Here is an 18272-nt window from a genome sequence, read left to right as displayed (position 1 = left end):
ATCTAGCACCTCCCGTCAAAACTGTTGTCCTTTCCCAGTATATGACGGTACCCCTGTCCCAAGTGCTAATCAATCAATTCTCCCTGCAAAATCTGTTCCCGCTGCAAATACTCCCGCAGCGGCCCGTACACGGGCGACGTCCAGAACGCCCCCTCGCGGACAAGCGTTACGGCATCGTCCCTCGCCGCCTCCAGCACGGCGAAATCGCTGACCATGTCCGCGATTCTGAACTCCGGCACGCCGCTTTGCTTCGTGCCGAAGAAATCGCCGGGACCGCGGAGCTCCAGGTCCCGCCTTGCCACCTCGAAGCCGTCGTCCGTTTCGGTCATGACCTTCATCCGCTGCTGACCGACCTCCGACTTCGGATCCGCAATGAGCACGCAGTACGATGCGTGCTCGCCGCGGCCGACCCGTCCGCGCAGCTGATGCAGCTGCGACAAGCCAAACCGGTCGGCGTCCATCACAATCATCAGCGTGGCGTTCGGCACATCCACGCCCACCTCGACCACGGTCGTCGACACGAGCAGCTGCGTTTCGTTCGCATAGAAGCAGCGCATCGCCTCCTCCTTCTCCGCCGCCGTCATCCGCCCGTGAAGCAGGCCGATCCTGAAATCCGGGAAAGCCTGCTGCATCGCCACAAAGAGATCGATCGCATTCTGCACATCCAGCTTGTCCGACTCCTCAATCAGCGGGCAAATCAAATAAGCCTGGCGGCCCTGGCCAATTTCACGGGATATGAAGCCAAGCACCCGATCCATCATGTCATGCTTGACCCAGTAGGTGGAAATCGGCTTTCTCCCCTTCGGACGTTCGGACAAGGTCGAAACATCCATGTCGCCGAAAGCGGTGATGGCCAGAGTCCTCGGGATCGGCGTCGCCGTCATCGTAAGGACGTCCGGGTTGTACCCTTTGCGGCGCAGAATGCTGCGCTGATTCACGCCGAAACGATGCTGCTCGTCCGTAACGACAAGACCCAGCGCCCGAAAGAACACATCCTCCTGAATGAGCGCATGGGTGCCCACCACGATGTCGGTCAGCCCCATCTGCAGGGAAGCGAGCAGATCTTTCCTTTTTCGTCCGTTCACACTGCCTGTAAGCAGGCCCACTGTAATCCCGAACGGTTCAAAAAGCGCCGACAGCGACCGGGTATGCTGCTCGGCCAATATTTCGGTCGGCACCATCAGAGCCCCCTGATAGCCTGATTTTACCGTTGCATACAGCGCTATGGCGGCTATCACCGTCTTCCCGGAGCCTACGTCCCCCTGAAGCAGCCGGTTCATGCAGTAGGGCGACCTCAGATCTTCCAGAATTTCCAGCTCGACCTTTTTCTGCGCGTTTGTCAGTTCAAACGGCAGGCTGCGTACAAACTCCCGCATGGCCGCATTATCGACGGTATGCTGAACGCCGTCCTGCCGCTTATGATTCATCGCCCGGTAGGCCTGCAGCTTAAGCTGGAACAGGAACAGCTCCTCGTATACCATCCGCCGCCGGGCCTGATGCCCTTCCTCGTTGTCCTGGGGCTGGTGAATCCGCTGGATCGCCCGGCTGCGGGCCATCAGACTGTATTTTTGGATCAGCTCGGGCGGCAAAACTTCAGGAATCATGGCCCCATATTGCGCAAGCGCCTGGTTGACCGTTTTGCGCATCCATGCCTGCGTAATGTTGCCCCCAACCGAATAAACCGGCTGCAGGCTGCCGCTGCGTTTGACTCCCTGATCGGGAAATTCGGATTCCGAGACAGTCAGCTGCAAGCGCCGCATATCCCATTTGCCGGTTAAAGTCACCTCACGGCCAGCCGTCAGCTGCTCCTTCAAAAAATGACGGTTGAACCAGGTCGCTGTGAACATCCAGTCATCCGCCATCATCTTGCAGGTCAGCCGGGATTTTTTCCCGTAGCGCTGCAGCACTGGCACCCCAAACACCTTGGCCAGTACCGTGACCTTCTCGCCATCCTTTACTTCGCTTAAAGAGCGAAGGCGGTAATCTTCATAACGGAACGGATAATATTCCAGCAGATCACACACGGTAAAGATATTAAAGGCGTGAAGCTCTCCTTCCTTAAGAGCGCTCACGCCGCTGACTTTTCTCACGGAAATTTCATTGATTTGCATTACGATCCCTCACCGGCCATAAAAATGCAGCTACCGTGCCCGTCCCCACATGAGAGCCTACCACTGCACCGATATTGGTACGTACCACTTCATGAAGAGTAAAGCGTCCCGAGAGCTCCGCCAATACCTCCTCCGCTACCTCAGGATTCACGGAATCGGCTATGGCGACACTCACATCTCTGGCATCGCCGAAATCCTTCTCGAACAGCTCCATAATCCGCAAGATCGCCTTCTTGCGTCCCCTCGCCTTGTCGACCGAGTAAATGACGCCGTCTTCACCTACCGAAAGGATAGGCTTGATATTAAGCAATGTGCCTACTAGAGCCGTTGCACGACCGATGCGTCCGCCCTTTTGCAAATATTCCAGCGTATCGACCATGAAGTACAGACGCCGCTCTTTGCGGAGACGTTCGATTTCGGCCAGTATCTCTTCGAGAGGTGCTCCCTCGCTGGCCATACGCGCTGCAGCTGTAACCTGAAGGCCGAAACCGTAGCTGGCGCATTTGGAATCGATAACATGGACATCGATCTCATGATTCAATTCTTCTTCCAGCATCTCTTTCCCCAGGAGAGCCGATTGATACGTTCCACTCATTCCGGAAGAGATATGGAAGGAGATAATCGGACTGCCCGGATACTTGCCCAGCAGTTCACGATATACCTCCAAATATTGGGAAGGAGAAGTCTGGGACGTAGTCGGCAGCTCCTTCGTATGCCCAAGCCGCTCATAAAACCCGGCGACTGTCATATCAATCCCTTCCCGATAAGACTCCTCTCCAAAACGGAGCACCATCGGAATGACATGGATTCCATATGCGTCGACGATCTGTTTCGGAACATCCGCCGTACTGTCCGTTACGATAACGGGTTTCGCCATAACCGTTCCTCCTTGACTGCTCTAGCTTTCCCTAACCTTCTACAGAGAACAAATAATAATAAATAGGCTGGCCGCCCGCGTGAATTTCTACTTCCGCTTCCGGATAATGTTCCTTAATCCATCCTGACAGCAGCTGAGTGTCTTCCTCTTTGGCTTCTTCGCCGGTGAAAATCGTCACAATTTCGTCCCCGTTCTCAATCATTCGGGACAACAGCTTCTGGCAAGTTGGAATCATCCCTTCCTCGGTCGATACGATCTTGGAATCGGCAATTCCGATATAGTGTCCTGCCCGAATTTCCAGCCCGTCAAAAACGGTATCGCGAACAGCGTAAGTAACCTGGCCAGTCTTCACATGACTCACGGCAGCTAGCATTCTGTCTTCATTCAGGTCCGCGTTGTCATCTTCCTGGAATGCAAAGGCCGCGGCAATCCCCTGCGGAATGCTCTTGCTCGGAATAACCGTTACGTTTCGCTCGCCCTCAACCAAATCACGGGCCTGCTGGGCGGCAAGCACGATATTCGAGTTGTTCGGCAGCACAAAAATATGCTGCGCCGAAATGGACTGAACCGCATTGACAAAATCCTCCGTACTCGGATTCATCGTCTGGCCGCCGGACAGCACGATATCCACCCCGAGACTTGTAAAAATGTCGGAAATGCCTTGTCCTGACGCTACTGCAATAATGCCGTAAGGCGCAATCTCGTCTGCGGGAAGCGTAGCCGGATCGGCAGGTCTCGCCGGTTCAGCCGGAATGTCCTTAAACAGCTCCGGAGCAGGCGCAATATCCATGCCTGCCGTCAGCAAATCCCGATGCTGCTCGCGCATGTTCAGAATATGAATCTGCGTAATTTCACCGTACTGCAGGGCCAGGTTGAGCACCTCGCCCGGAGCTTTGGAATGCACGTGCACCTTGATGATTTCGTCGTCTGCAATCACTATAATAGAATCCCCGTTAACCGAAAGAGCACTCCGGAAGGCTTCCTCCGAGAAATTCACGTGCTGCTTGTCGCCAAGCCGGCGATTGATGAAAAATTCCATATCATACAGAAATTCAATGTCTTCCGTTTCCAATTTCGCTTGAGCCGATGCAGGCACATGCGCAGCTTGCCGTACTTCCGGTTTAGGAGGAGTCTCGGTGGCAACTTCGGCCTTGGCTACTTGTCTTTCAGCCTGAACCGCACCCGGCGATTCCAATTTCATGCCGGATAAGAAATCGGCAAATCCCTGGTAAATATAAACCAGCCCCTGTCCCCCGGAATCAACGACGCCCACCTGTTTAAGCACGGGCAGCTGCTCCGGCGTTTGCGCCAGCGTTTCCTTCGCTTTGGCGAGCACTTCCGTCATCAGCTCGGACAGGTCGCTTGTGCGGCGCGAGTAATAAGCCGCATGCTTGGCTGCTTCCCTCGCAACCGTCAGAATCGTTCCCTCGACAGGCTTTACTACAGCCTTGTATGCGGTATCTACCCCGCTTTGCAGCGCGGAAGCGAACTGCATGACATTCAGCTCATCATACGATGCCGCATATCGGCTAAAACCGCGAAATAGCTGGGACAAAATGACTCCCGAGTTGCCGCGGGCGCCCATCAGCAGCCCCCTGGAAAGAGTCGCCGCCCGGGCTCCGACGCCTCCGGCGTCATTTTTGCGCAGCTCTGTCACCCCTGCGGACATTGTCAAATTCATATTGGTCCCTGTGTCTCCATCAGGTACCGGGAATACATTAAGCGAATTCACATGATCCGCATGCTGGTGCAGCTGCTCCGCTCCGGTCAAAACCATCGCGGTAAAATCTGTTCCATTTAGAGAACGCTTACTCAATGATATTTCCCCTTCCTAGCTTAGGTGCCCATTTACGCAGACCAATGACCGGCCCAGAAGCGAGAGATGGCCGATCGTGCTGCGACCGTTTATTTTCATTCATATAAGGAATCCGGTCATTCCGGATCAATCTCATGCTGATCCTATCATTATAGACGTAGACGAGATGAAGACACAAGAATTCCCGGCGGATTGACAGCAGGCCGGCACATCCTCTTGTTCATCACGTACCGCCAATCCGTACATATGGCCCTGACCCCAAGCGAAAACGGCGAACCGTTTGCTTTAGGAAAAAGGACTTTACAATATTGTACTATAAGAATAAAGATAAATAAATAAAAGATGACACGAGGGGCCAAATATTGTTTCATAATTAGTTGACGCAGCTTTTTTTGCTATGATATTATATTAGAAGTGTTGTGTTTTCAAGATGATCGTCTTGGAATAAGGAGGTGTAATGAATGTCACGCAAATGTTATGTAACAGGCAAGAAGCCAAGCACCGGTAACCATGTTTCTCACGCTAACAACCGTAACCGGCGTACTTGGGGCGTAAACGTGCAAAAGGTACGGATCTTGGTCAACGGTAAACCGAAACGCGTTTATGTCAGCACTCGTGCGCTGAAGTCCGGTAAAGTGACTCGCGTTTAATTCTTTAATACGCATATAAACAAAAAGCACCTTTATCTATAGAGGTGCTTTTTTTCATGTCTTGTAGGCGGAAGGCGCAGGGCAGCATTCCCCCACGCTCGGCTGCAGTGTGCTTTTTCTTTTTAGTTTTTGTGAAATGTATTCAGAACAGCCTTAACAAATCCTCCTAAAAACTTCGGCAGCTTAAACGTATAAAATTTCATGCTTCACCCTCCCCATCATTCTCACCATTACCATATGCGGATATCCGTGCCTCGGTCCCTGTTTCGCGCACAAAAAAATGGTTACATGAGAACCTTTGCTCATGTAACCATTTGTATGCGAAGCAGCCACTGCCTATTCCTTTTCGGTCTTGACAGTACCCGTCCTTTTCGTAAAAGAAAGCCGCTTCTCCCCGCATTTTAGCTGCCTTGTACGGCAATGCTCGAGCGGATTTCCCGGATCGCGGCCGCCCGATCGCTCCGGCCGAACACGGCGCTGCCGGCAACAAGCACATCGGCTCCGGCGTTCACGACAACAGGAGCAGTCTCCGCCGTAATTCCGCCGTCAACCTCGATGTGAAGATCCTGAATGCCGCGCTCCTGCTGCAGCTTTCTCAGTTCGGCAATTTTTCGGACCGTATTCGGAATAAAGGCTTGTCCGCCGAAACCGGGATTGACCGTCATGACCAAAACGAGGTCCACATCCTCAAGCACCTGGGCAACAGCCGATACCGGCGTTCCCGGATTCAGGGCTACCCCGGCTTTAACTCCATGCTCCTTGATCAGATGAAGCACCCGGTGGAGATGGATGCAGGCCTCGGCGTGAACCGTTATGACATGCGCTCCGGCCTTGGCGAATGCCGGAATGTAATTTTCCGGATTTTCAATCATCAAGTGTACGTCCAGCGGTTTCTTGGCGATCGGATTGATCGCTTCCATGATCAGCGGGCCGAATGTCAGATTGGGCACAAAGTGGCCGTCCATGACGTCAACATGAATCCAGTCGGCTCCCGCCGCTTCAACTTCAACAATTTCTTCCCCCAGCTTCTCAAAGCGGGCAGACAGAATCGATGGCGCAATACGGACCATACGTTTTAGTACCTCCGTTTCTTCTCTCTCATTTCTTCATAAAATTCTACATAATGCTCGTAGCGGCTGCCGGCAATTCCCCCGGACTCCACAGCTTCGCGAACACGGCAGCCCGGCTCGTGCAGATGGCTGCAGCCCCGGAATTTGCATTTAGGTGCATGGGGAGCAAATTCAATAAAGCAAGGAGACAGCTCCTCCACACCCAACTCCAGAAAATCAAGCTGGCTAAAACCGGGTGTATCCGCAACATAGCCGCCGTTAGCCAGTTCAATCAGCTCGACGTGACGGGTTGTATGGCGGCCTCTTCCAAGCCGCAGGCTGATTTCGCTTGTCTCAAGCGAAAGTCCGGGCAGCATGGCGTTAAGAAGCGACGATTTCCCGACACCCGACTGGCCGGCAAAAACGCTGATGCACCCTTCAAGCCGCTTCATTACGTCTTCCATTCCTTCGCCCTTCAGGGAGCTTGTGACCAGCACTTCATAGCCTACCCGCTCGTACAGCTCAACCGTCTGGCGGATTAGCTCGTCCTCCTGTTCGTCCATAAGGTCGCGTTTAGTCAGGCATATCAGCGTCTTGAGACCAGCGTGCTCAATATGTACCAGAAATTTGTCGAGCAGCTGCAAATTAAGATCGGGCTCACGCACCGAGAAGAGCAGCACAGCCATACGGGCATTTGCCACGGGAGGGCGGATTAGCTCCGTCTCCCGCGGCAAAATTTCATCCACTATGCCTTCACCATTCTCCGTAGGCGTGTATATGACCCGGTCGCCGACAAGCGGCGTCAGTCCTTTTTTCTTGAATATCCCCCGTCCACGGCACTGCACGGATTCGGCAGAGCCTGCCGCTTCCGGCTTCACATAATAATAGCCGCTTAAGGCTTTGACGATTAAACCTTCAGGCATAAGGCTCCTCGCTTTCGCGGGTTTGTTCCCGGCGAATCAATTATTTTTTTTGCCCTTGTTTTCTTTCTGGGAATTTCCTTCCCCACCGTTATTTCCGGTCACCCCCGTTACACCCGGATCTTCGCTGTCGGAAGGATCAGGATTATCGACTTCCGGATCCGAGGTGGTCGGAAGCTCGGGAACCGGAACAGTTCCCTGCTTCGCATCGATATACGAAACGGGATACGTAGCGAAGATCTGGTCGTCGCGGTACACGGTAACAGAGCCGTCTTTATTAGGTGCCAGCATGAGGTCAACCGAGAACGTCTGCTCGGTATTGATCGTTTTGGTACCCCATTCCTGATTCTCGCCTCTTGCATCGGTAAACACAATGCGGATCTTGCTGTTCTTGTCCGGCTCAGCCGGAGCTACAGGAACGCCGAAGGAATAATTGATGGCATCCGCCGGGTAACCCGAGCTGAACGTTAACGTTACCTCGGCCCCGCGCTCGACCGTATCTCCGGGTTCATAAGGCCATTGCTCAATGACTTTCCCTTTCTCAACCGTGAAGCTGGATTCTTCCTTTCTGATGAGGGTAAGTCCAAGATCCTCAAGCTTGGATGCGGCAGCCTTCTCGTCAAGGCCAGTCAGATCCGGCATAGAGACAGTTTCTTTGCCTTTGCTGATCGTAAGATGGACGCTTACCATCTCTGGATCAATATCAGTATTCGCGCCCGGGTCCTGTTTAATTACTGTTCCGGCATCCGCGTCGCTAAATTCCTCGGAGCTTGTAATCGACCCGTCTTTGACCCCAAGGGCAAGCAGCTTCTGCTTTCCTTCCTCCAGGCTGAGTTCGCTTAGATCCGGCATTTTCACAAGCGGCTTCTTCGTGCTGACCGTCAGATCAATCAAGGCTCCCTGCTTGACTTCCGTACCTTCAATCTTGCTTTGTTCATAAACGATGCCCGGATCATATTTCTCGTTATACTTTTCAGTAACTTGTCCTACCGCAAGCCCCAGTTCCGTCAGCTTCGCCCGGGCTTCATCTTCCTGCAAGCCGATCAGTTTAGGCATCTGCACATCCGCAACTTCCAGCTGCTTATTGAAATACCAGGCCATTCCAAGCAAAATCAAAATGACCAATATAGAAATTCCCGCCCAAACCAGCGGCTTGGTCGACTTTTTTCGCTGTTTGGTCTCAGGTGCAGGCTCGTCGGCCTTTGATTCTTCCCGGGTTCTCCTGACCCCGCCTGCTATGCTCTGCTGCGGCTTGATAGCCGGCATAATGCGAGTACTGTCTTCATCGTGCTGTCCAAACTCCAGCTTTGGCTCCATTCTCCGCTCGGGGAGAAGGCAGGTCTCCAGATCTAGCAGCATTTCCTTGGCCGATTGATAGCGTTCGTTCGGATTTTTTCGCATCGATTTGAGAATAATATTCTCGACACTTTGCGGAATCATCGGGTTTACGAGGCGAGGCTCTTCGAATTCTTCCTGCAGATGCTTCAGAGCCACGCTGATCGGACTTTCTCCCAAAAAAGGCAGCTTTCCCGTTAGCATTTGATACAGTACAATCCCCAGCGAATAAAGATCTGACTTTTCGCCGGTAGCCACACCTTTGGCATGCTCGGGGGAGAAATAGTGAACCGAGCCTACCACCGAACCGGTCTGGGTAATCGTTGCCGAGGTTACCGCCCGGGCAATGCCGAAATCGGTAACTTTAACTCGTCCGCCCCGGCCGATCAAAATGTTATGCGGTTTAATATCGCGATGAATAATTTGATTATGATGGGCATGATCCAGCGCATCGCAGATTTGGGAGGCGATTCTGACAGCCTCGTCTACCTGCAGAGGAGCCCGTTCCTTTATAATTTCATTCAGATTCTGGCCTTCGACATATTCCATTATGATATAGTGTGTATCTTCTTCCTGTCCGACGTCATAGATGCTGACTACATTCGGATGGGATAAAGAGGCCGCAGACTGCGCTTCGCGCCTAAAACGGCGAATGAATTCCTCGTCATTGACAAACTGCTGACGCAGTACCTTGATGGCTACATAACGGTTCAGGAGCAGGTCCTGGGCTTTGTACACCAGGGCCATGCCGCCCCCGCCAATCCGTTCGATGATTTGATAACGACCGCCTAATTCGTGACCGATCATAAGTTCCACTCCTTTATGCCGGACACGGGTCCTTCAGCAAGATGTTCAAGCAGTACGACAGTAACATTATCTTCGCCGCCCGCATCCAGGGCTAACTCGACAAGGCGATCAGCGCGCTCCTTTAAGGATGCGCCTGATGTCCCAAGCGTCAGAGTAATTTGCTCCGGAGAAACATAGCTGCTTAGACCGTCACTGCATATCAGCAGTATTTCCTTTTCTTCGAGTGTGACCGGATATAAATCGACCGCTACTTCGGCATCGGTGCCGAGCGCTCTCATGATCACATTGCGCCGCGGATGCACGCTTGCTTCCGCTTCGCTGATTTGCTTGTTCTTGACCAGTTCATTTACAAGTGTATGATCCTCTGTCAGTTGGATTGCGGAACCGCCTTTATACTTATAGGCCCGGCTGTCCCCGATATGTCCAATCACTCCGCCTGATGGCCCCAGCAGAACGGCAACAACCGTTGTTCCCATGCTGTGAAGTTCATCGTTCTCTGAGGCGGCCCGGTAAATGACTTCATTGGCATGCAAAATCGCAGCGCTTAAAGCTTCAGTACATTCTTCAGAGCTAAGATTCTGAGAGAGGGCGGACAGGTCAGCCGAAATCGTCTCGACCGCAAGGCGGCTGGCGGTATCTCCGGCCTGATGGCCCCCCATTCCGTCTGCCACAATCCCGAGCGTATAACCATGCTCCAGGTGGGCGACGCAGAAGGAATCTTCATTTACGGATCTGATATGTCCAATATTCGTTACACTTACACTATTGATCAACTGATCTCACCTCGCACCAGACTCCATATGCTTCGCGCGCAGCTGCCCGCAAGCTGCCGCAATATCATGGCCTTGCTCCCGGCGAATCGTCACATTAATACCGCGGTCCGCCAAAACACGCTGAAACTGAAAAATATCATCGCGGGATGTTCGAACATATTTGCGTTCCGGAACATGGTTAACCGGAATCAGGTTTACATGGCAAAGCATGTCTTTCAGTACGCCAGCCAGCTCCTCGGCATGCTCCGCCTGGTCATTGACACCGCCGATCAGGGCGTACTCAAACGTGATTCTGCGTCCGGTTTTTGCCTGATAATAGCGGAGCGCTTCTATCACATCATCAAACGGATACCGGCGGTTTACCGGCATCAGCTTGGAACGCAGCGCGTCGTTCGGGGCGTGAATGGATATCGCCAGATTGATTTGGGTTCCCTCTTCCGCAAATTTATAAATGCTGGGCACAATTCCGCTTGTAGAAACCGTAATATGGCGCTGGCCGATATTGAGGCCTTTCTCGTGAATCATCAGCCGGAGAAACTTCATCGTATTGTCGTAGTTCTCAAAAGGCTCGCCCGTGCCCATAATGACGATGCTGCTGACGCGTTCACCGCGCTCGTCCAATATTTGCTGGGCTTTCACGACCTGGGCCACGATTTCGCCGGCCGTCAAATCCCGTTTTAAACCGCCCAGCGTAGATGCGCAAAAGGTACAGCCGATCCGGCAGCCTACCTGAGTCGTAACGCAAATGCTGTTGCCGTAGTTGTGCTTCATAATGACGGTTTCAATCGCGTGATCGTCATGAAGCCCGAACAGAAACTTGACGGTTCCGTCTTTGGACTCGTACTTCGCAATTTCCTTCAATGTAACGAACTGGAACTGGTCGTCCAGCTTCTGACGCAGCGCTTTGGAAAGGTTCGTCATCTCTTCGAAGGAATTCACCCGTTTGACATAAATCCAGTCGAAAATCTGGCTGCAGCGAAAGGCGGGTTCGCCCTGCTCTGCCGCCCATGCCTGCAGCTCTTCCAGGCTATAATCATATATAAAAGGTTTCATTTTCACACACCTGTTCTATTATTGTATGTCGTAATCTAGGATGCATGATCACTCATTCTTCCCATTTTAGCATAATTCCCGAGTACACTAAAGAGGAAATACCCGCCGGGCGCCCGGCGGGTCAAGGTGTGAGAGCAAGTCAAGCCTTTTTGACCAGTCTTGCAATATAAAATCCGTCCGAGCCCGCGTCCTGGGGAAGCACCTGCAGGCCGATCACTTCTCTTGCGGATGCCGAAGGCAAACGGCGGAATACGCCCGGCTGTTCATCCACCGCGAATTGTTCATGCCGCTCCAAAAAAGCGGCAACAGCCCCAGCGTTCTCGGCCCGTTCGATGGTGCATGTGCTGTATACCAGCACGCCGCCCGGCTTGAGGAGACCGCTCACCGCGTCAAGCAGCTCCTGCTGAAGGGCGGCAATGTCCGCAACATCCTGCGGAGATTTCGCCCATTTCAAGTCGGGCTTGCGCCGGATCACGCCGAGCCCGGAGCAAGGAGCGTCCAGCAGGATGCGGTCAAAGGACGCCGGCGGATACTGCTCGGCCAGCTTGAGCGCATCGCCGGTCCGGATTTCGATGTTGGACAATCCGAGTCTGTCAGCCTGCTCGGCAATCAGCTTCGCCTTATGCGGATGCACATCGTTCGCAATGACTTTGCCGCTGCCCATCATCCGCTCCGCAATGTGGCAGGACTTGCCTCCCGGGGCGGCGCAGCAGTCAAGCACCGTCATACCCGGCTTCGCATCCACCGCGCCTGCAACCAGCATGGAGCTTTCATCCTGCACGGACAGAAGGCCCTCCCTGTACCAGGACGAAAGCGCCATATTACCTCCGCCTTGCACAATAATGCCGTCCTCCGACAGCTGTGACGCCTTCACCTCAAGCCCCTGCCGGCTCATCTGCTCCATAAGGCCGTCCCGGTCCGCTTTGGTCCGGTTGATCCTTACACTGACCGCAGGCGGTTCATTATCGGCTCTGCAGATTCCTTCGGCCGTCTCCGCGCCGTACTGCTTGATCCAGCCGGAAACCATCCACACCGGATGCGAATGCTCCATGGCGATTCGCTGCTCCGTTGTGAGGTTCTTTGGCAGCTGCAGCTGTTCCTTCTGTCTGAGCACATTCCTGAGGACGCCGTTCACCATGCCTGAAATTCCCTGGTGGCCGCGTTTCTTGGCGATGTTCACCGCCTCGTTGACCGCCGCATGAGGCGGAATGCGGTCCAGATAATAGAGCTGGTAAAAGCTCATTCTCAGCAAATTTCGCACCCAGGGCTGAAGCTTGTCCAGCCCTTTGGTCACGAATTTTCCCAGGAAATAATCAATTGTTGACAACCGGGAGATCGTCCCGTACACAAGCTCCGTAGCGAGGCCTATATCGGGGCCGCTGAGCGAAGCGCGCTGAAGCGCTGCGTTCAGCAGCAGGTTGCTGTAAGCTCCCTCCACTTCAACTCCGGTCAGGACCTGAAGCGCCGTCTCACGTGCGGTGGATCTTCCTCCCGCTTTTCCGGAGCCGCCCTTCCCGCCCTTCGCCGCTCCGCGGCTCCCGCCGGTTCGGTTGCTTCGGGTTCCCGTCTGTCCGCCACCGCTGCCCGCGCTCATGACAAAACCTCACCCGGCTTCATTTGACCGCCGCGCAGAAACTCGGAGGCATCCATCGCCTTCTTGCCCGCCGGCTGGATACGGGTCAGCAGTACGGAGCCGTCCCCGGTCTGCACTTCAATGCCTTTGTCCGACAAACCAACCACTGTTCCCGGAGCCTGTCCATCCCGTTTGCCGGAAGGTTCGCATTTCTTAACCTCCCATACTTTGAACACAGCGCCGTTCCAGAGCGTAAAGCCGCCCGCAAACGGCAGAAGGCCCCTTACCCGGTTGCGGATGCTTTCCGAATCCGCGCTCCAGTCGATCTTCTCGTCGTCCCGCGACAAGTTCGGTGCATAAGTGGATTCGGCATCATTCTGGGGAATCCGGTCGGCACGTCCTTCCAGAATGAGAGGCAGCTGTTCGCGCAGCAGCTGCGCGCCGGCAACGCTGAGCTTCTCAAAGACGCTGCCCGATGTATCGTCCGCTTCAATGGGGACAACCGTCTTGGCGATCATATCCCCGGTATCCAGCCCTTCTGCCATATACATGAGCGTAATGCCGGTATCTTTCTCGCCATTTATAATGGCGCGCTGAATCGGCGCTCCGCCCCGGTATTTCGGCAGCAGAGAGCCGTGGACATTCAAGCAGCCAAACTTGGGCAGCTCCAGAACCGCCTTGGGCAGGATCTGGCCGTAAGCCGCCGTAACGATCAGATCCGGCTTAAGCGCAACCACCTCGGCCACCGCTTCGGGAGCCCGCATCCGCTGCGGCTGAAGCACGGGAATTCCGTGCTTCAAGGCAGCTTCCTTCACCGGAGTGGGCGTCAAAATTTTTTTTCGGCCCTGCGGACGGTCCGGCTGCGTAACAACCCCCGCTACGCGGTATCCTTCTTCAATCAGCATTTCCAGGGACGGAACCGCAAACTGCGGCGTCCCCATAAAAACAATGTTCATCGATAGTGTCACCTCTATTCGTCTTCCTCAGCAGGCGTTTTGTAAACGCGTTCGGCAAGATCCGTATACAGCACGCCGTCCAGGTGGTCAATTTCATGCTGAAACGCGCGCGCCAGCAAATCGGAGCCGGTATAAGTGACTTCTTTGCCGTTCCGGTCAAGCCCTTTTACCGTTACCGTCTGGGCCCGTCTTACGTCACCCCGGTATCCCGGAATGCTGAGGCAGCCTTCAGGTCCAAACTGCTCGCCTTCTTTCGAAACGATTTCGGGATTGATAAGCTCAATCAAACCGTGCTCATCGCCGACATCGACAACAATCAGGCGCTTGAGAATCCCGACCTGAGGGGCCGCCAGGCCCACACCTTCGGCATGGTACATCGTATCGGCCATATCGGTCAGCAGCTTCTGCACATTCGGTGTAATTTTCGTTACTTCCTTCGCTTTTTTATGGAGCACTTCATCAGGTTCCTGAACAATTATCCGCAATGCCATGTTATTTACCTTCCTTTACCTCACTTAAAAATGATCTTGTGTTTATTATATGATAAGCCCAAAAAGGGATGTTCCTAATATTCCCGGGCGGCTACATTAACATCTGCGGGTCTACGTCGATGCTGATCTGGAACAGGGGATCTTTGTTGCCGTCCAGCATGGCTGCCGCGGTCTGCCGTACGAGTTCTACTACGCCAATGTCCCCCCGATATTTTACCATACATTGAAAACGATAGCGCTTCTTCAGCCGGGGTATGGGGGAAGCGATCGGTCCCAAAATATCCATAGCTTCGGCCGATAACCGGTCCAGGCTTCCGAAATAGCCGCTTTTTACGGCGCTTCCTCTCAGCTCTCCCGCAAAATTTTCCGCCATTCTTACAAGCACAGGCATATGCTCATGGGAAAGCGTCACCAGAATCAGCCTGCAGTACGGCGGATATCCCAGCCCTCTCCGGTGCGTCAGCTCTTCCCTGACAAACGAAAAATAGTCATGTTTGCTGGCATGAACGATGGAATAATGCTCGGGCATATAGGATTGAATAAATACCTCTCCAGGCAGTTGGTGCCTTCCCGCCCGTCCGGCGACCTGGGTCAACAGCTGAAAGGTTTTTTCGGCAGCCCGAAAATCGGGCAAATTAAGCGCGGAATCGGCCGCAATCGCTCCGACAAGCGTAACGTTCGGGAAGTCCAGCCCCTTTGCCACCATCTGGGTGCCGAGCAAGACATCCCCTTTGTGTTCCCGAAAAGCCTGCAGCAGGCGTTCATGCGAACCTTTTTCCGTTGTCGTATCCACATCCATACGGATGACCCGGATTCCGGGGAACAGCTTGGCCAGCTCGCCTTCGACGCGCTGGGTTCCCGTGCCAAAATAACGGATATGCTCGCTTCCGCATTCCGGACATATGGATGGGGCAGGTTCCGCATGGCCGCAGTAGTGGCAGCGGAGGTTGTTCGACTTTTGGTGAAAGGTAAGCGAAATGTCGCAATCCGGACAGTTCGCCACATAACCGCAGCTTCGGCACATCACGAATGTGGAGAAGCCCCGGCGGTTCAAAAACAGTACGGACTGCTCGCCCCGCGCAAGCCGGTCGACGATAGCCTGATGCAAAGGCCGGCTGAACATGGAGCGGTTGCCGTCCTTCAGCTCGCTCCGCATGTCCACGATGTGGACCTTCGGCAGCTTGCTGCCGAGCGGACGGCTGCGCATCTCCAGAAGAACCGGGGCAAATTCGTCATTCGATTGCGACCGGGCGGCGTGATAGCTCTCGAGAGAAGGCGTAGCCGATCCGAGGATGACGACCGCGCCGTGCTGCATCCCTCTTTTTACGGCAACGTCGCGCGCATGATATTTCGGCGTTTCCTCCTGCTTGTAGGAGGTTTCGTGCTCCTCGTCCATCACGATCAGGCCCAGCCGCTTGAACGGCGCGAATACCGCGGAGCGGGCTCCGATGGCTACCTGCGCCTTGCCCTCACGGATTTTTCTCCACTCATCATACCGTTCTCCGCCGGACAAGCGGCTGTGAAGAACCGCCACTTTTTCGCCGAAACGCCCTTTGAAACGTTCCACCATTTGCGGAGTCAGCGATATTTCGGGAACGAGCACGATGGCCTGCCTGCCTTGAGAGATGCACCGGTCAATGGCTTGCAAATACACCTCCGTCTTGCCGCTCCCCGTTACGCCATGCAGCAGGAAGGTTTCATGCACCTGGTTCTTAAGCGCTCCGCTTATACGCTTAAAAACAGTTTGCTGCTCTTCCGTCAATTCAAGCGGGCCTGTCGCCTTGAACCTCCGGTTCCGGTACGGGTCGCGAAACACCTCGACGTCCTCAATGACAGCATATCCTTTTTCCGCCAGTTTTTTAACCGTTCCTGCCGTTACTCCGAGCGTTGACAGCAGCTCCTGCATGGAGATCGTTATGCCGACCTCCAGCAGAAAAGACAACACTTCCTTTTGCCGTCTGGCGTGTCCGGTGAAGGAGGACAAAGCTTCCTGTGCCGCTTCCCCTTCCACGGCCGCAGCGACGGTCTTGACCGTCTTCTTCCGCACCTGGTCTTTAATAAGCTGCGATTCTATGAGCAGCCCCTGGGACAGCAGCGATTTGACGGCCTCCCCCTGATCCGGGTAACGGTTCCCCAGCTCGGTCAAAGATACCGTTCCCGCCGACTTCACGTATTCCAGGATCGACAAAGAATCCGCCGGAAGAGCGGAAGACAGAGCAAACAAAGCGGATGAATGAACATGTTCGGAATCATCCGCTGTCTCCGAAGCTGCGCTGACATAGCGCTCCGCTTTGCCCTTCAAGGCGGACGGAATCATGGCCTGAAGCGCGAGAATGGCCGTACAGGCATATTTGCGGCTCATCCAGGCCGAAAGTTCCACAAGATCAGGGGGGAGCGGAGGAAGGTGATCCAGCAGCTCCTGGATCGGCTTAATCCGTGAAGGAGCCATCTCGGACTGCTCCTTAAGTCCGACGACGAACCCCTGTACGGTTCTGCGGCCGAAAGGGACGCCCACCCGGCTCCCGACCTCGATCCAGCCGGCCATCTCCGGAGGAATGCGGTAATCGAATGGACGGTCCGTATCGCGGCTCGGTACGTCCACAATGACCTTCGCTATCGCGTACATCAAACTCTGTCTCCCGCGATACGATCCGCGGCGAGCCCGAGAATTTGCCGGGCGGTCTGCCGTTTGCTGAGCAGCGGCAGGCTTTGCACCAAGCCCTCTGCATCATAGATGTTCACGATATTCGTATCGGTTCCGAAGCCTGCCCCCTCGGAAGTGACATCGTTAGCGACAATCAGGTCGCAGTTTTTGCGGCGCAGCTTGTCAAGCGCGTATTTCTCCACGTCATTCGTCTCAGCCGCGAAGCCGATCAGAAACTGTTTCGTCTTCAGTCGGCCAAGCTGTTCCAGAATATCTATGTTTTTAACCAGATCCAGCGTCAGCGTCTCGCCGGTTTTCTTGATTTTGCGGTCCGACTGCACTGCGGGCCGGTAATCGGCTACCGCTGCAGCCTTGATGACGATATCGCTGCTGCCAAAATGGCCGAGCGCGGCTTCATACATATCCTGCGCCGATTGCACTCGCTCAAGCGGAATGCCTGCAGGCGGGGGTGACTGGGTATTTCCTGCAATCAGCAAAACTTCCGCGCCCAGTTCCCTGGCGGCTTCCGCCAGGGCAAAGCCCATTTTGCCCGAAGAATCGTTCGTGATATAGCGAACCGGATCAATCCGTTCAATCGTGCCCCCAGCCGTAACGACAACCTTCTTGCCGTATAAAGGCAGCGAAGCGCTCCCTGCCAAGCGTTCAAAATACCGCTCAACAACCTTGACGATCTCTTCCGGTTCTTCCAGCCGCCCTTTGCCGACATAACCGCAGGCCAGCAAGCCTTCGCCGGGCTCTACGAACATGACGCCCCGTTCAGCCAGTTCGTTCATGTTCCGCATCACGGCAGGATGCTGATACATATGTACATTCATCGCGGGCGCAACCATAATCGGAGCCTGCGTCGCCAGAAGGGTCGTGGACAGCATATCGTCGGCGAGACCGGCCGCCATTTTTCCGATGATGTTGGCCGTTGCCGGTGCAATCAGCACCAGATCCGCCCAGTCTGCAAGATTAATATGCGCGATCACTGCCGGGTTCTTCTCATCGAATGTGTCGGTATAAACCGGTCCCCGGGACAGCGATTGCAGGGTCAGCTCTGAAATAAACTTGGTAGCCGACTCTGTCATGATGACCCGAACCTCGGCGCCTTGCTGAACGAGTTTGCTGCATAAGGACGCCGCTTTAAAAGCCGCAATACCTCCGGTAACGCCCAGTAAAATCTTTTTGCCGGTCAACATCGTATTTCCCCCCGC

Annotated in this window: 15 protein-coding genes; 1 reads left to right on the top strand and 14 read right to left on the bottom strand. The window is 54.4% G+C overall.

Translation table 11 applies throughout. From position 1 onward, the window contains the following. Nucleotides 1-65: 65 nt before the first annotated feature. The 3 genes from recG to K7397_RS03105 are packed head-to-tail and all read right to left on the bottom strand — an operon-like array spanning nucleotide 66 to nucleotide 4804. Nucleotides 66-2111, bottom strand: a complete 2046-nt coding sequence (recG, locus tag K7397_RS03115; RefSeq protein ID WP_223066481.1) for an ATP-dependent DNA helicase RecG — start codon at nucleotides 2109-2111, stop codon at nucleotides 66-68. Next, a complete protein-coding gene (locus K7397_RS03110; RefSeq protein ID WP_223066480.1) occupies nucleotides 2098-2988 on the bottom strand; it encodes a DegV family protein in 891 nt (296 codons plus the stop codon). Before K7397_RS03110 ends, recG begins: the two co-directional genes overlap by 14 nt. 31 nt (nucleotides 2989-3019) lie before the next feature. Beyond that, on the bottom strand, nucleotides 3020-4804 hold the full coding sequence (locus K7397_RS03105; protein WP_223066479.1) for a DAK2 domain-containing protein: 1785 nt from the start codon (nucleotides 4802-4804) through the stop codon (nucleotides 3020-3022). A 461-nt stretch (nucleotides 4805-5265) separates the two neighbouring features. Here K7397_RS03105 and rpmB point away from each other — a divergent pair, with 461 nt between their 5' ends. Beyond that, entirely contained in the window at nucleotides 5266-5454 is a 189-nt protein-coding gene (gene rpmB, locus K7397_RS03100) for a 50S ribosomal protein L28 (RefSeq protein ID WP_082926854.1), read from the top strand. A 122-nt stretch (nucleotides 5455-5576) separates the two neighbouring features. On the opposite strand, the gene spoVM is transcribed toward rpmB, so the two are convergent. The 11 genes from spoVM to coaBC all read right to left on the bottom strand — a co-directional run bounded on the left by spoVM (nucleotide 5577) and on the right by coaBC (nucleotide 18257). Further along, nucleotides 5577-5657 (bottom strand): stage V sporulation protein SpoVM, encoded by an 81-nt coding sequence (spoVM, locus tag K7397_RS03095; protein WP_036621610.1) that lies wholly within the window; start codon nucleotides 5655-5657, stop codon nucleotides 5577-5579. A gap of 198 nt (nucleotides 5658-5855) precedes the next feature. Next, nucleotides 5856-6524 carry a ribulose-phosphate 3-epimerase gene (gene rpe / locus K7397_RS03090; protein ID WP_223066478.1) on the bottom strand — a complete coding sequence of 223 codons (669 nt, stop codon included), beginning with the start codon at nucleotides 6522-6524 and terminating at the stop codon, nucleotides 5856-5858. A 5-nt stretch (nucleotides 6525-6529) separates the two neighbouring features. Next, on the bottom strand, nucleotides 6530-7426 hold the full coding sequence (gene rsgA / locus K7397_RS03085; RefSeq protein ID WP_223066477.1) for a ribosome small subunit-dependent GTPase A: 897 nt from the start codon (nucleotides 7424-7426) through the stop codon (nucleotides 6530-6532). Between the two features lie 36 nt (nucleotides 7427-7462). Further along, entirely contained in the window at nucleotides 7463-9565 is a 2103-nt protein-coding gene (gene pknB, locus K7397_RS03080) for a Stk1 family PASTA domain-containing Ser/Thr kinase (protein ID WP_223066476.1), read from the bottom strand. Beyond that, nucleotides 9562-10338: a Stp1/IreP family PP2C-type Ser/Thr phosphatase gene (locus tag K7397_RS03075; RefSeq protein ID WP_223066475.1), complete on the bottom strand. Its 777-nt coding sequence runs from the start codon at nucleotides 10336-10338 to the stop codon at nucleotides 9562-9564. Before K7397_RS03075 ends, pknB begins: the two co-directional genes overlap by 4 nt. A gap of 6 nt (nucleotides 10339-10344) precedes the next feature. Then, entirely contained in the window at nucleotides 10345-11391 is a 1047-nt protein-coding gene (rlmN, locus tag K7397_RS03070; protein WP_223066474.1) for a dual-specificity RNA methyltransferase RlmN, read from the bottom strand. Between the two features lie 139 nt (nucleotides 11392-11530). Continuing rightward, a complete protein-coding gene (gene rsmB, locus K7397_RS03065; RefSeq protein WP_223066473.1) occupies nucleotides 11531-12985 on the bottom strand; it encodes a 16S rRNA (cytosine(967)-C(5))-methyltransferase RsmB in 1455 nt (484 codons plus the stop codon). Beyond that, a complete protein-coding gene (gene fmt / locus K7397_RS03060; protein ID WP_223066472.1) occupies nucleotides 12982-13920 on the bottom strand; it encodes a methionyl-tRNA formyltransferase in 939 nt (312 codons plus the stop codon). The genes rsmB and fmt overlap by 4 nt, the downstream gene beginning before the upstream one ends. A gap of 14 nt (nucleotides 13921-13934) precedes the next feature. Continuing rightward, nucleotides 13935-14411 (bottom strand): peptide deformylase, encoded by a 477-nt coding sequence (gene def / locus K7397_RS03055; protein ID WP_223066471.1) that lies wholly within the window; start codon nucleotides 14409-14411, stop codon nucleotides 13935-13937. A gap of 91 nt (nucleotides 14412-14502) precedes the next feature. Further along, complete coding sequence (priA, locus tag K7397_RS03050; protein WP_223066470.1) at nucleotides 14503-17037, bottom strand: primosomal protein N'; 2535 nt, start codon at nucleotides 17035-17037, stop codon at nucleotides 14503-14505. Beyond that, complete coding sequence (gene coaBC, locus K7397_RS03045) at nucleotides 17037-18257, bottom strand: bifunctional phosphopantothenoylcysteine decarboxylase/phosphopantothenate--cysteine ligase CoaBC (RefSeq protein WP_223066469.1); 1221 nt, start codon at nucleotides 18255-18257, stop codon at nucleotides 17037-17039. The genes priA and coaBC overlap by 1 nt, the downstream gene beginning before the upstream one ends. Nucleotides 18258-18272 lie beyond the last annotated feature (15 nt).

Source organism: Paenibacillus caui, assembly GCF_019904135.1.
GTDB lineage: Bacteria > Bacillota > Bacilli > Paenibacillales > Paenibacillaceae > Fontibacillus > Fontibacillus caui.
The sequence above is the reverse complement of the archived record's forward strand: the minus strand, read 5'-3'. Positions and strand labels throughout refer to the sequence as shown.

Excerpts from the sequence above, each read along its gene's own strand:
- def (WP_223066471.1), bottom strand. The coding sequence starts at position 14,411 with ATGGCATTGCGGATAATTGTTCAGGAACCTGATGAAGTGCTCCATAAA.
- spoVM (WP_036621610.1), bottom strand. The coding sequence starts at position 5,657 with ATGAAATTTTATACGTTTAAGCTGCCGAAGTTTTTAGGAGGATTTGTT.
- rsmB (WP_223066473.1), bottom strand. The coding sequence starts at position 12,985 with ATGAGCGCGGGCAGCGGTGGCGGACAGACGGGAACCCGAAGCAACCGA.
- rlmN (WP_223066474.1), bottom strand. The coding sequence starts at position 11,391 with ATGAAACCTTTTATATATGATTATAGCCTGGAAGAGCTGCAGGCATGG.
- recG (WP_223066481.1), bottom strand. The coding sequence starts at position 2,111 with ATGCAAATCAATGAAATTTCCGTGAGAAAAGTCAGCGGCGTGAGCGCT.
- rpmB (WP_082926854.1), top strand. The coding sequence starts at position 5,266 with ATGTCACGCAAATGTTATGTAACAGGCAAGAAGCCAAGCACCGGTAAC.
- fmt (WP_223066472.1), bottom strand. The coding sequence starts at position 13,920 with ATGAACATTGTTTTTATGGGGACGCCGCAGTTTGCGGTTCCGTCCCTG.
- priA (WP_223066470.1), bottom strand. The coding sequence starts at position 17,037 with ATGTACGCGATAGCGAAGGTCATTGTGGACGTACCGAGCCGCGATACG.
- coaBC (WP_223066469.1), bottom strand. The coding sequence starts at position 18,257 with ATGTTGACCGGCAAAAAGATTTTACTGGGCGTTACCGGAGGTATTGCG.
- K7397_RS03110 (WP_223066480.1), bottom strand. The coding sequence starts at position 2,988 with ATGGCGAAACCCGTTATCGTAACGGACAGTACGGCGGATGTTCCGAAA.
- pknB (WP_223066476.1), bottom strand. The coding sequence starts at position 9,565 with ATGATCGGTCACGAATTAGGCGGTCGTTATCAAATCATCGAACGGATT.
- rpe (WP_223066478.1), bottom strand. The coding sequence starts at position 6,524 with ATGGTCCGTATTGCGCCATCGATTCTGTCTGCCCGCTTTGAGAAGCTG.
- rsgA (WP_223066477.1), bottom strand. The coding sequence starts at position 7,426 with ATGCCTGAAGGTTTAATCGTCAAAGCCTTAAGCGGCTATTATTATGTG.